Genomic DNA, 12,391 nt, shown 5'->3' with positions numbered 1-12,391 from the left:
TTTCTCTAGGAGACAAACCATGTACACAGATTTCTTCAAAACATTTAGCGATCAAACTGAAAAAAATCTAGAACCTTACTTGAAGTTCAACAAGCTAGTGACAAAAAACGTAGAAGTGTTGACCGAGCTTCAATTGAACGCCATTCGCACATACAGTGAAGTGGGTCTAAACCAGATGAAAGCAGCGACAGAAATCAAAGACGTAACGTCATTGACTGCTTTCAACAGTCAGCAACTAAGCGTACTTACTAAACTTTCTCAACAAATGATGGATGACAGCAACAAGCTTCAAGCGATTGCAAAAGAGTTCAAAGAAGACGTTGAGAAAATGACTTCGGAAAATCTAAAGACTGTTACTCCAGCGTAATTTGTCCGATTCTCGCCGCCCCTAGACTTGGGCGGCGTTGTTTTTTCCGAATATAGGAGTAAGACTATGTTTCAACACTTCTTTTCGGACTATCTTGTGAAGCTTCAGGAAACCAATCATCAGTGGTGGCATGATTTCGAAGTGAACAAGGCAGTCGTGAACTCTCCTTTAAACAAGGCCATGCAAGAAGTGAACTTTGAGGATACTGCCAAACTGTTCGAACAAGCTGCGAATCAGCCTGCTGCGATTTTAAAGCTGCAAGCACAGTGGTGGGAACAGCAGCTGCAAATTTGGCAGAATGTTGCATTGGCAGGGAACCAAGCACAAATCGTCGAAGCTGAAAAAGGGGATAAGCGTTTCTCAAACGAAGCGTGGCAAAATGAAGCCATGTATAGCTTCATCAAACAATCCTACCTTTTATTTAGTAAGACCTATCTGGACACCATCGAGTCTTTGGAAGGCTTAGATGAAAAGACGAAAGAACGTATTATTTTTTTCTCTCGCCAAGCCATTAACGCCCTTTCTCCTTCCAACTTCATCGCCACTAACCCAGAGCTTTTGAAGCTGACACTTGAGCAAAGCGGTCAAAACTTACTGGCAGGCTTAGAACAGTTGAAAGAAGACGTTGAGTCGAGCGCAGACATTTTAAAAATTCGTATGACGAATAACAATGCATTCCGCGTGGGCGATGACGTTGCGACGACACAGGGCAATGTGGTTTTTCAAAACGAATTGTTTGAGTTGATTCAATATCGACCTCTAACAGAGAAAGTGAATGCGACGCCGCTGCTCATCGTCCCACCTTTCATCAATAAATACTACATCCTTGATTTAACGGCAAAGAACTCAATGGTTCGATGGTTGTTAGAGCAGGGGCACAGTGTATTTATGATGTCTTGGCGCAATCCAGGCAAGGCACAAGCGCACATAGAGTTTGGTGACTACGTGACAGAAGGCGTAGTGAAAGCCGTCGCTGCAATTGAAGATATAACAGGACAAGAACAAATCAATGCTGCTGGTTACTGTATTGGTGGTACTGTTTTAGCAAGCACGGTTGCGTACTACGCTGCAAAACGTATGAAGAAGCGCATTAAGTCTGCCACTTTCTTCACCACGTTGCTCGACTTCTCTCAACCAGGTGAAGTCGGCGCGTATATCAATGACACCATTGTTAGTGCAATTGAAGCGCAAAATAACGCAAAAGGGTATATGGACGGCCGTTCCTTAAGCGTGACGTTTAGTTTACTGCGTGAAAACAGCTTGTACTGGAACTACTACGTCGACAATTACTTGAAGGGTAACAGTCCGGTTGATTTCGACTTGTTGTACTGGAATAGCGATAGCACCAACGTCAGCGCTGCATCTCATAATTTCTTGCTTCGCGAGCTCTATTTAGAGAACAAGCTGGTGCAAGATAAAGGCGTCAAAATTGGTGGAGTATGGATTGATCTAAATAAGATCAAAATTCCTAGCTATTTTGTGTCAACGAAAGAAGACCACATTGCGTTATGGCAGGGAACTTACCGTGGTGCGCTGAACACGGGTGGTAACAAAACGTTTGTCCTCGGTGAGTCTGGTCATATTGCGGGCATCGTGAACCCTCCAGCTAAAAATAAGTATGGTTATTGGTTGAACGATAATTTGGATGACTCTGCTGATGAGTGGTTGAATAACGCGGAACACAAAGAGGGATCGTGGTGGACACACTGGAACGAGTGGTTACTCCAATTCAACCCTAAAGAGCAAGTTGAGCCTTTCCCTATTGGCTCAGAAAACCATCCGGTTATTGATGAGGCGCCAGGACAATACGTCAAACAGGTTCTGCCAGTAAAAGAATCTTAAACAACTCCCTATAGCAGTAAATCTTAGCGGCCTTTATGGTCGCTTTTTTTATGTATGATTGCTTGTTTATTGTTGGCAAGTACCATTGAGTAATAAATAAAAAGCGCCGAGCATTTGCTCGGCGCTCAGTGTCAACAAATAGGCTAGTTGACGAGTAGAGATGCGTTACGTTACACCTCTTTATCCTTACCAAATGACAGCAGCCAGAGAGAGATTGCTGCTACCGCCACAAAGCCGGAAAGAATAATCACTGGCATAGCACTGTAGCCAAGGATATGCCAAATTACAGATTCTAATGTACTCATGGTAAGTCTCCTTAGTGCCAGCCTTCAACGCCGCTCATGTCTGGTAGTTTGTGCGCAATACCTTTGTGACAGTCTACACATGTTTTCTCGCCTGAAGCGAGAGCGGTGGAGTGTTGTTCTGCCGCACGTGATCCTTGCTGAGAGTAATCCATGAAATCAAACTCATGACAGTTACGACATTCAAGAGAGTCATTCTTCTTCATACGTGCCCACTCTCGCTCTGCGAGGTGTCCACGACGCTCTTGGAACTTCTCTGGCGTATCGATCGTCTTCGTTACGAAGTGTGCAAATAGCTCTTTAGATGCCTGTACTTTACGAACGATCTTATCCGTCCATTCATGAGGAACGTGACAGTCTGAACAAATCGCACGAACACCAGATCGGTTGGAGTAGTGAATTGTTTCTTGAATTTCAGCAACGATCGGCGCGTGACAGCCAGAACAGAATTCTTCTGTGTTGGTTGCTTCCATACCTGTGTTGAATGCGCCCCAAAATAGAAGGCCACCAGCGAAGCCTAGAAATAAAACCACACCAGCGGCAGCTTTACTCGGGCTCGACAGTCTCTTCCAAAACGCTTTAAGTATTTTCATAAGTAACCTCTTAGTACTCGCGTTTCAATTACTGAAGCGAATCGACTGCCTTAAACTCGTTTTCCACTAGTGGTTTTGCATCCGTTTGTGGAACGTGACATTGCAAACAGAAGTAACGACGTGGAGACATATCTGCCAGTACCGCATCTTCTCTGTTTACATAGTGCGTTACGCTAATTTTAGTCGCACCTGACTCTTTTGCATTTTTCCAGCTATGGCATGCAAGACACTTGTTAGCATTTAACGAAATTTCGTAGTGACGAATACTGTGTGGGATCAACGGTGGTTGATAAACATAGCTGTCTTCAACAATTTGATCTTTAGGGAAGTCTTTGAACTCGTCTGCTGGACGCGTATCTTCCAATTGAGACATTCCACGTAAAGATTCTAGACCTCCAATACCACCTGGATTATCCAACTCAGCTTGCGCAATGCCTGTCACTAACGCACCTACAGATAAAACTGCGACAAGTAATTTTTTCATCATTTCATCTCCGCCTTTATGGCTTAAATTCTTTATTAGGCCGCCATAATGACGGCCGTAGCATTCAGTATCTGAAGGTTAAGCAATCTTAGTGATTTTGACTGGGCACTTCTTAAAGTCTGTCTGTTTAGACAGTGGATCAGTCGCATCTAGGATAAGCTTGTTAATCAAAATACGTGCATCAAAGAACGGTACGAATACCAAACCTTTTGGCGGACGGTTACGACCGCGAGTTTCAACACGAACGCGTACTTCACCGCGTTTGTTTGCCATGAGTACTTCTTCACCACGACGAACATTGCGTGCTTTTGCGTCTTCTGGGTGCATGTAACACACTGCGTCTGGTACTGCTTTGTATAATTCAGGTACACGACGAGTCATGGTGCCTGTGTGCCAATGTTCAAGAACACGACCAGTACATAACCACATATCAAATTCATCGTTCGGTACTTCTGGTGGCGCTTCGTATGGCGCGGAAATGATCTTCGCTTTGCCATCAGCATTGCCGTAGAAGTCCCAACCAGAGCCTTCTTTCGCGTATGGGTCTGAACCTTCTTTAAAGCGCCACTGTGTTTCCTTACCATCAACAACAGGCCAACGTAGACCACGTACTTGGTGGTAGCGGTCGTATGGAGCCAAATCATGCCCGTGACCACGGCCAAATGTTGCGTATTCCTCAAACAGACCTTTTTGAACATAGAAACCGAAGTGGTGAGCATCGTCATTCAGTTCACGAGCTTCTTCGATAGGGAATTTGTCGACGTTACCATTGCGGTAAAGTACGTCGTACATTGTTTTACCACGGTATTGAGGCGCTTTCGCTAGAAGCTCTTCAGGCCATACTTCTTCCATTTTGAAGCGTTTCGAGAACTCCATTAGTTGCCAAAGGTCCGATTTTGCTTGACCGACTGTGCCCACTTGTTGGTACCAAGCTTGGGTACGACGCTCTGCGTTACCGTAAGCACCTTCTTTTTCAATCCACATTGCGGTAGGAAGAATAAGGTCTGCTGCTTGTGCTGTTGCTGTCGGGTATGGGTCAGACACAACGATGAAGTTTTCTGGGTTGCGGTAACCTGGAAGACGTTCTGTGTTGATGTTTGGACCGGCTTGCATGTTGTTGTTACATTGAACCCAGTAACAGTTCAGAACGCCGTCATTCAGCATACGGTCTTGCAATACGGCGTGGAAGCCAGGTTTTGGTGGAATCGTACCTTCTGGCAGTTTCCAGATGTCTTCTGCAATCTTACGGTGTTTAGGGTTAGCAACCACCATGTCCGCTGGTAGGCGGTGAGCAAACGTACCAACCTCACGAGCGGTACCACATGCTGATGGTTGGCCAGTTAGTGAGAATGGGCTGTTCCCCGGAGTCGAGATCTTACCGGTTAGTAGGTGGATGTTGTAAACCAAGTTATTCATCCATACACCACGAGTATGCTGGTTCATACCCATCGTCCATAGAGACATCACTTTCGTGTTTGGATCCGCGTATTGCTTCGCAAGCTCGATAAGCTTCTCTTTCTCAACACCAGAGATTTCAGATGCTTTTTCTACTGTGTATGGCGCTACTGATTTCTTGTACTCTTCGAATGAGATAGAAGTGAGTTTGCCAGAGTTCGGGTTCTTCGCTGCTTTTTGTAGCGGATCATCGTCACGTAGACCGTAGCCGATGTCAGTGTCTGCTTGAGTGAAGTTCGTGTGTTTGTTCACGAAGTCCCAGTTTACTGCATCGTTTTCGATGATGTAGTTTGCGATGAAGTTAGCAATTGCAAGGTCAGACTGAGGATTGAAAATGTAGCCGTGGTCTGCCAACTCAAATGAACGATGGTAGTAAGTAGAAAGCACGTTCACTTTAACGTGAGGGTGGCTTAGGCGGCGGTCAGTAATGCGAGTCCATAGAACCGGGTGCATCTCTGCCATGTTTGAGCCCCAAAGAACGAAAGCGTCTGCGTTCTCAAAGTCATCGTAACAACCCATTGGCTCATCGATACCGAATGCGCGCATGAAACCTACAACGGCAGAAGCCATACAGTGGCGAGCGTTTGGATCAATGTTGTTTGATCGGAAGCCTGCTTTCATTAACTTTGATGCAGCGTAGCCTTCCATTACTGTCCATTGGCCTGAGCCAAACATACCTACGCTTGTTGGGCCTTTTTTCTCGAGGGAAGCTTTCCATTTCTCAGCCATGATGTCGAAAGCGTCATCCCAAGAGATAGGTGTAAATTCACCATCTTTGTGGAATTTGCCATCTTTCATTCGTAGCATCGGTTGAGTTAGACGGTCTTGACCGTACATGATCTTAGAAAGGAAGTAACCTTTGATGCAGTTCAGACCTTTGTTTACTGGTGCTTCTGGGTCACCCTGTGTTGCTACCACTTTGCCGTTTTGAGTGCCAACAAGAACAGAACAGCCTGTACCACAGAAACGACAAGGTGCTTTGTCCCATGTGATTTTGGTTTGATCAGAGCTTGCAATCAGGTTGGCTGCAGATGCTGGTAGTGTCACACCTGCGACAGCAGCAGCTGATGCAGCCGCGTTTGCTTTCACAAACGCACGTCTTGTCATTTTCATACTTCACCCTCGATTTGGGAATGTTGTGTTCCAGTGTCTTCTTCATCCGTTTCTTCAAGCCCAGTTTCGATTTGGTGATAAACCAATACCGTGCTTAAGACGTTCGGTAAATTGTTAATGGCATCGATAGTGTCTGTGATGAAACCTTGGTTCTCAGTTTCAAGTACGACGATAATCTTGCCTTCAGGACTGTCACCATAGATTTCCGCATTTTCGTGTGCTTCTATCTTTTGTTTGATTTCGTCCAAATGTTCCGGCAGCACATGTACTACCAAACTTGAAATATGCACTTCATTTAGTGACATATAGCTCTCTCATTTATTTTTATTGCCTTTGGCCGACGACATTCGGCTTAGGCTGTTGTATTGCTCACATTGATGGATGAAGTCGGGCACACTGAAACACAGGCGCCGCAGCCGTTACACTCATCAAGGTCTAAATTGGGTTGTGCTACTTTCCCCAGTTCTAATTTGAACTGAATCGCCATCGGGTCGCACATATCCCCACAGCTTCGGCATTCGACATTTTGTTTTGCTAAGCAGTTATCGTTGATACTTGCTTTTGCTTGCCAAGGTTGTTCTGTTTCTGGCAAGAAAAGGGGCTCAGGACAGGCGTTTGCACATTGATAGCAAAATGTGCATTCATCGATGGAAAAATCGACCGAGGGGAATCCGCCATCACTTTTGGTTATAATCTTTGTTTCACAGGCCTCAATGCATTTACCGCAGCGAGTGCAATCGTCCGTAAACTGTTGCGGTTTAGTTAACCAAGGCAAACGTACGACGTTGTCGGGGTGCGCTTTTCTTGCAAAGAGTCTTCTTCTGGAAAGGTCTACCACTTAGTCACCTCGAAACTTGGAACCCAAACTAAGCATAGTCCACAATTTTCATTAATAAACTGTCATTTAAACTAACGAAATTGTAGTTTTTGACATATTTGTATAAATACCTCTTAGGGGGTAAATGGTATGCAATATTGTTTTGGATCAATAAATTCCGTCGCAGGTGATCACATATTGATAAAGTTGAAAGGTAATGGGTTCATTGCACGTACAAATAGGATTGTTAATGGGCGAGGAACTCAGATTGTTTAAAAATGTGAAAAAGTCGGTGACGCGCACGATTGCGTCCGCAATGCTTCTTATTTTGCTGCTCTCAGTTGCTACGACTGGTTTTGCGATTTTTACGTTAGCGTCCAGTTTGAACGATGCTGAAGCCGTCAATGTTGCTGGCTCGATGCGAATGCAAAGCTACCGTCTAGCGAATGATATTCAGGTTAAATCTGTTGACTATTCTTCACATATTGACGCATTTGAAAATTCGATATATTCACCTTCAATGAAAGCGCTTCAGCATTGGTCTGTGCCTGAAGACATCACTCACGATTACTACCGCCTTATTATCAGATGGCATGAACTCAAGGCGGTGCTTAGAGGAGACAACCCGGCAGAATATCAACTCCTAGTGGCCGGTTTTGTTGAACAAATCGATGAGTTTGTATTTAAGCTGCAAAGCTTTTCGGAGCAAAAACTGATTAACTTAGCCTGGATCGGCGGGTTAGGGTTGGGTGGCATCCTTTGTGTCAGTATGTTTGTCGTTCATTTTGTGCGCCTCGAAGTTGTTCGGCCTCTGCGTGCCTTAGTTTTTGCTAGCGAGCAAATTAAAAATCGCTCATTTAATATATCGCTCAATGTATCCAGCGATAATGAAATGGGAATACTGACTCGAACCTTTAACCGGATGGCGACAGACCTTGGTAAGTTGTACCGAGGATTAGAACAAGCGGTTGATGAGAAAACACGTAAATTGCAGCATGCCAACCAGTCTTTAGAAGTGCTTTACGACTCGTCAAAAGAACTCACGGCGTCGCGTATTAATCAAGACAATTTCCAGGCGATTTTGCAGCATATCGTCAGTCTTGAGGGCATTAAAGCGGTCAAACTTGAAATCGAGCAGCTAGGAGAACCGAGCTGGATATTGATGGAAGGAGAAGAATGCTGCCAAGATTGTGATGAAGATTGCCACGGTAAAGCCCTGATGCTAGATGGTGAGCACTTGGGCTATTTATATTGGAAAGCAGGGTTACCTTGTCCGAACGAGGCTCTTATTGACAACTTCGTGCAGATTTTATCACGCGCCGTGTATTACAATCGGGCGCAGCGCCAAGCAGAACAAATTCTGCTGATGGAAGAGCGAGCCACTATTGCTCGGGAGTTGCATGATTCATTGGCTCAAGCACTCTCTTACTTAAAAATTCAGGTCGCTTTGTTAAAGAGAAGCGTAAAGAACTTGCCTGACGAAAAGGCGATCGCGCAGGCTAATCAAGTTATTGCTGAGCTAGATACGGGCTTATCTGCCGCGTATACGCAGTTACGCGAGTTACTGACGACGTTTCGTCTTACGATTAAAGAGGGCAGTTTTGGCCAAGCATTGCAAGACATGGTTGAAACGCTCAGTGAACAAACTGCTGCGGACATTACGCTAAAAAATAGACTTTCATCAACTGAACTGGATGCACATCAGCAGGTTCATTTACTACAGTTGATAAGAGAAGCGGCAATTAATGCAATCAAACATGCGCAAGCAGATAATATTCACATTCAATGTCTCGATAATGATGGAAAAGTCACAGTAACCGTTAGCGACGATGGAATAGGCTTTGAACATCAAGACGAAAAATTAAATCATTACGGTATGAGTATCATGCAAGAGCGGGCCGCTAGACTGCATGCCGATCTGCACATCGAAGCATCGATAAACAAAGGTTGTACCGTAAAATTAGAATTCCAACATAGTAAGGAAGTAAACAGTGACAGTGTGTAAAGTAATGCTGGTGGATGATCATCCACTCATGCGAAGAGGTATCCACCAGCTTTTAAGCTTTGAGCCTGAGTTTGAGGTCATTGCAGAAGCAAGTAATGGCGCGGATGCAGTAGCGAAAGCGCATGAGCTAGAACTGGATCTTGTACTTCTTGATCTTAATATGAAAGGCATGTCTGGCCTTGATACTTTGCAAGCACTGCGTGCAGATGGCTGTGAAGCCAGAATTGTCATTCTAACCGTTTCAGATAGCCCAGCAGATATAGAAGCAATAGTTCGAAGTGGTGCCGATGGCTATTTATTGAAAGACACTGAGCCTGATGAGTTGGTTGAGTTGCTAAAACAAGCGCATCAAGGGGACAAGGCATACAGCCAAGAAGTTTCTAAGTATTTGAGTGAACGCTCAGAGCAAGAGGACGTGTTTGATACACTGACCGATCGTGAATCTCAGATCTTAAGAGAGGTGGCAAGAGGTTTCCGCAACAAGCAAATTGCCGATCGTCTTTTTATCTCTGAGTCTACGGTTAAAGTACATATGAAGAGTTTACTTAAAAAGCTTCAAGTTCCTTCTCGTACTGCAGCAACCGTCCTTTATCTTGAGCGCTTTGGCGACATCAAATAACATTGTTGGATTTGAATCTGTAATAATAAATAAAATCAAACAGTTATATTGATTCTGACGAATAAAAAAACCGCCTGTTAGGCGGTTTTTTTACTTGTCTGGGCGAATAGAGTACAAGTCACTGTTGTGCTTACCACACTCCAAATAGTACTGATAAGCCACTTTTTTGCTTTCAGCAATGACTCTCATGCAGTGCATTTTCCCCTGTTCAAAATATCGAATCTCATATTCTACACTGGTATCAAGTTGCTCAGCGGCTGCCATACTTCGCCTCCATAAACCATCCAAAAAACATCCATGCAAGTTATATGCCGTTATAGGGAGCGTCGTTCGGTACGTTTTTTAGCCGATAATTGCGCTCTAACTCACTTTTTTGCGGATAGCTGTGATCAAAAAGTTAATTTCAAACTCTATATATTATTAAGGTGGCAATCAATATTTGTCACACTGGTGTAAGTTTGCCGCAATACTAAGTGATACAGGTTGAGTATAGAACTTAATCAACAGAAAAGGGAATACGAATAAGTGACTAAATTAAAGGGTGTATCTAATAAGGCGCTTCGTTATGGCCTTCTATTTTGTTTCGTATTTCTGCTTGCCGGTTGTGCGAAAAAGTTTTTATACAGCAATATCGATTGGTTCGTGCTCGATTACTTAGAGGACTATGTCTCGTTGCAAGGGGAACAAGAAGTCCTAGTGGAAGAGCGCTTATTACTGTTGGCAGACTGGCACAAGAAAGAGGAGTTACCATTATATATCGAACATTTAAAAGACCTTGAGAGATTAAAAGCGAGCGATATCACCTTAAATTACTTACAACAAAATCGAGATAGAATGCGAGCGCATTATGATAGAGTGGTCAGCAAAGCAGCACCAGATCTTTTTGCGTTAAGTTTGCAATTAACGAAAGAGCAAGAACGCGAGTTTTTGAGTAATGTACAAGAACATTATCAAGAGCGAAACGCAAAATATGCCGATAAGACAGAAGACGAAGTGCGTGAAATTATTCTGGATAACACTGAAGAGTGGATGGAAGAATGGCTGGGGAATCTATCAGGAAATCAGCGTCAATTAGCTCAAACATTTTCTCAGCAAGTTATTTTAAACAGCCCTTTATGGAGAGATTATCGAGCCACGGTATATCAAGAGCTCGAATACTTGTTCGACAACAAATCTAATGTTGTGACTTATCAAGATATATTTATGCGACTCTTGTTCGAGCCAGAGAGTTATTATAGTGAGCAGCTTTCTCAGAATATAGACTCTAACTTTGCATTGGTTGATCAACTGACATTAGATGTTTCTCGTTCGATGACCGATAAGCAATGGCGTCATTTTCGTGAAAAGGTTAAAGAGTGGCGAGTACTGGCTGAGGAACTTTTAGATTAAATTCATGCTTCAATGAGCGGAAGCAAAGCGCAAAAGCCTTTCTTATCAAAAAATGATTCAAAGCAAATTCTTATTGAACTAAGAGCGTAACATAGCGTGAGGTTTGATGAGGCAACGTCAGCTTATCAATGCATGATAAAGCCTCATCGTACAAAACAATGAGAATAAATATGAAACATTTAGTTGAAAGATTTCTTCGATACGTCACGTTTGATACCCAATCCAATCCACATGTGACGCTTTGCCCAAGTTCACCTGGTCAGCTTGTGTTTGCTGAGTTACTTAAAAAAGAGATGATCGAACTTGGCTTAAGTGATGTGACTTTGGATAAAAATGGCTACTTGATGGCTAAACTGCCAGCCAATGTTGATTATGAGGTTCCTCCTATCGGCTTCATTGCCCATATGGATACCGCGCCGGATGCATCTGGCAAAAACGTAAAGCCGCAATTCATCGAAGATTACCAGGGTGGCGATATTGCATTAGGGTTGGGGGATGAAGTGTTATCTCCCGTGCAATACCCAGATTTACATCACCTACATGGCCACAATCTTATTACTACCGATGGCACTACATTACTTGGCGCGGATAACAAAGCTGGTATCGCAGAGATTCTTTCCGCGGTAGCTCTGCTACTGGAAAACCCAGACATTCCACACGGCGACATTTGTATCGGCTTTACTCCGGATGAAGAAATCGGTCGTGGTGCAGATTTGTTTGATGTTAAAAAATTTGGCGCGAAATGGGCATACACTATAGATGGTGGCCCGCAAGGTGAATTGGAATACGAAAACTTTAATGCAGCAAACGCTGATGTAATTTTTCATGGTGTTAGCGTTCATCCAGGTACTGCAAAAGGCAAAATGGTCAATGCGATGAACTTGGCTGCGAAATTTCAAGTTCAAATGCCCCAAGATCAAACTCCGGAAACAACCGAAGGTTACGCAGGGTTCTTCCATCTAAAATCGGCAGAAATGGGCGTTGCACGAAGCGAGCTAGGTTACATTATTAGAGACTTTGACCGTCAAAGACTTGAGGATCGAAAAGCCTTTATGCAGAAACTCGTCGATGAAATGAACACGGGTTTACGCCATGGTTCTGTAGAGCTAAAAATAAAAGACAGCTATTACAATATGAGAGAAATGGTTGAGCCTTACCCTCATATCATTGAGCTGGCAAAGCAAGCGATGGAAGCGTGTGATGTGGAACCGATTATAAAACCTATTCGTGGTGGTACAGATGGTGCTCGTTTATCTTTTATGGGTTTGCCGTGCCCGAATATCTTCACCGGTGGTTTTAACTTCCACGGAATTCATGAGTTTATTTCTGTTGAAATGATGGAAAAATCAGTACTCGTTATTGTCAAAATTGCTGAGCTCACAGCAAAAAAACACAGTTAAAAGAC

General features: G+C 43.7%; 13 protein-coding genes. 6 read left to right on the top strand and 7 right to left on the bottom strand.

Going from position 1 to position 12,391, the window contains the following annotated elements; genetic code table 11:
• Window positions 1–19: 19 nt before the first annotated feature.
• The gene (locus R7O12_RS08440) at window positions 20–367 is read left to right on the top strand and encodes a phasin family protein (protein ID WP_005373550.1); all 348 of its coding nucleotides are present in this window, start codon (window positions 20–22) and stop codon (window positions 365–367) included.
• 66 nt (window positions 368–433) lie between these two features.
• Window positions 434–2,209, top strand: a complete 1,776-nt coding sequence (phaC, locus tag R7O12_RS08435) for a class I poly(R)-hydroxyalkanoic acid synthase (protein ID WP_005373548.1) — start codon at window positions 434–436, stop codon at window positions 2,207–2,209.
• A 170-nt stretch (window positions 2,210–2,379) separates the two neighbouring features.
• Here phaC and R7O12_RS08430 read toward each other — a convergent pair whose 3' ends face one another.
• The 6 genes from R7O12_RS08430 to napF form a co-directional block, all read right to left on the bottom strand.
• Window positions 2,380–2,514: a TIGR02808 family protein gene (locus R7O12_RS08430; protein WP_005373546.1), complete on the bottom strand. Its 135-nt coding sequence runs from the start codon at window positions 2,512–2,514 to the stop codon at window positions 2,380–2,382.
• An 11-nt stretch (window positions 2,515–2,525) separates the two neighbouring features.
• Entirely contained in the window at window positions 2,526–3,104 is a 579-nt protein-coding gene (locus tag R7O12_RS08425) for a NapC/NirT family cytochrome c (RefSeq protein ID WP_005373542.1), read from the bottom strand.
• 28 nt (window positions 3,105–3,132) lie between these two features.
• Window positions 3,133–3,588: a nitrate reductase cytochrome c-type subunit gene (locus tag R7O12_RS08420; protein ID WP_005389061.1), complete on the bottom strand. Its 456-nt coding sequence runs from the start codon at window positions 3,586–3,588 to the stop codon at window positions 3,133–3,135.
• A 78-nt stretch (window positions 3,589–3,666) separates the two neighbouring features.
• Window positions 3,667–6,156, bottom strand: coding sequence for a periplasmic nitrate reductase subunit alpha (napA, locus tag R7O12_RS08415; RefSeq protein ID WP_005389060.1), 2,490 nt, complete (start codon window positions 6,154–6,156; stop codon window positions 3,667–3,669).
• On the bottom strand, window positions 6,153–6,461 hold the full coding sequence (locus R7O12_RS08410; RefSeq protein ID WP_005373535.1) for a chaperone NapD: 309 nt from the start codon (window positions 6,459–6,461) through the stop codon (window positions 6,153–6,155). Before R7O12_RS08410 ends, napA begins: the two co-directional genes overlap by 4 nt.
• 47 nt (window positions 6,462–6,508) lie before the next feature.
• Complete coding sequence (gene napF / locus R7O12_RS08405; protein WP_081107471.1) at window positions 6,509–6,994, bottom strand: ferredoxin-type protein NapF; 486 nt, start codon at window positions 6,992–6,994, stop codon at window positions 6,509–6,511.
• A gap of 247 nt (window positions 6,995–7,241) precedes the next feature.
• Here napF and narQ point away from each other — a divergent pair, with 247 nt between their 5' ends.
• Together narQ and R7O12_RS08395 are read left to right on the top strand one after the other, a co-directional pair.
• The gene (narQ, locus tag R7O12_RS08400) at window positions 7,242–8,978 is read left to right on the top strand and encodes a nitrate/nitrite two-component system sensor histidine kinase NarQ (RefSeq protein WP_025998659.1); all 1,737 of its coding nucleotides are present in this window, start codon (window positions 7,242–7,244) and stop codon (window positions 8,976–8,978) included.
• A gap of 4 nt (window positions 8,979–8,982) precedes the next feature.
• Entirely contained in the window at window positions 8,983–9,597 is a 615-nt protein-coding gene (locus R7O12_RS08395; protein ID WP_031777156.1) for a response regulator, read from the top strand.
• Window positions 9,598–9,687: 90 nt separating this feature from the next.
• Here R7O12_RS08395 and R7O12_RS08390 read toward each other — a convergent pair whose 3' ends face one another.
• The gene (locus tag R7O12_RS08390) at window positions 9,688–9,861 is read right to left on the bottom strand and encodes a hypothetical protein (RefSeq protein ID WP_005373524.1); all 174 of its coding nucleotides are present in this window, start codon (window positions 9,859–9,861) and stop codon (window positions 9,688–9,690) included.
• Between the two features lie 261 nt (window positions 9,862–10,122).
• On the opposite strand from R7O12_RS08390, the gene R7O12_RS08385 reads away from it, so the two are divergent.
• Window positions 10,123–10,986 (top strand): DUF6279 family lipoprotein, encoded by an 864-nt coding sequence (locus R7O12_RS08385; RefSeq protein ID WP_318104093.1) that lies wholly within the window; start codon window positions 10,123–10,125, stop codon window positions 10,984–10,986.
• A gap of 170 nt (window positions 10,987–11,156) precedes the next feature.
• Window positions 11,157–12,386, top strand: coding sequence for a peptidase T (gene pepT / locus R7O12_RS08380; protein ID WP_318125750.1), 1,230 nt, complete (start codon window positions 11,157–11,159; stop codon window positions 12,384–12,386).
• Window positions 12,387–12,391 lie beyond the last annotated feature (5 nt).

The organism is Vibrio sp. Vb1574, assembly GCF_033338675.1.
The sequence above is the reverse complement of the archived record's forward strand: the minus strand, read 5'-3'. Positions and strand labels throughout refer to the sequence as shown.

Bases quoted from the DNA above. Each gene is read 5' to 3' on its own strand.
- R7O12_RS08440 (WP_005373550.1), top strand. From the start codon at position 20: ATGTACACAGATTTCTTCAAAACATTTAGCGATCAAACTGAAAAAAAT.
- phaC (WP_005373548.1), top strand. From the start codon at position 434: ATGTTTCAACACTTCTTTTCGGACTATCTTGTGAAGCTTCAGGAAACC.
- R7O12_RS08430 (WP_005373546.1), bottom strand. From the start codon at position 2,514: ATGAGTACATTAGAATCTGTAATTTGGCATATCCTTGGCTACAGTGCT.
- R7O12_RS08425 (WP_005373542.1), bottom strand. From the start codon at position 3,104: ATGAAAATACTTAAAGCGTTTTGGAAGAGACTGTCGAGCCCGAGTAAA.
- R7O12_RS08420 (WP_005389061.1), bottom strand. From the start codon at position 3,588: ATGAAAAAATTACTTGTCGCAGTTTTATCTGTAGGTGCGTTAGTGACA.
- napA (WP_005389060.1), bottom strand. From the start codon at position 6,156: ATGAAAATGACAAGACGTGCGTTTGTGAAAGCAAACGCGGCTGCATCA.
- R7O12_RS08410 (WP_005373535.1), bottom strand. From the start codon at position 6,461: ATGTCACTAAATGAAGTGCATATTTCAAGTTTGGTAGTACATGTGCTG.
- R7O12_RS08395 (WP_031777156.1), top strand. From the start codon at position 8,983: ATGCTGGTGGATGATCATCCACTCATGCGAAGAGGTATCCACCAGCTT.
- R7O12_RS08390 (WP_005373524.1), bottom strand. From the start codon at position 9,861: ATGGCAGCCGCTGAGCAACTTGATACCAGTGTAGAATATGAGATTCGA.
- pepT (WP_318125750.1), top strand. From the start codon at position 11,157: ATGAAACATTTAGTTGAAAGATTTCTTCGATACGTCACGTTTGATACC.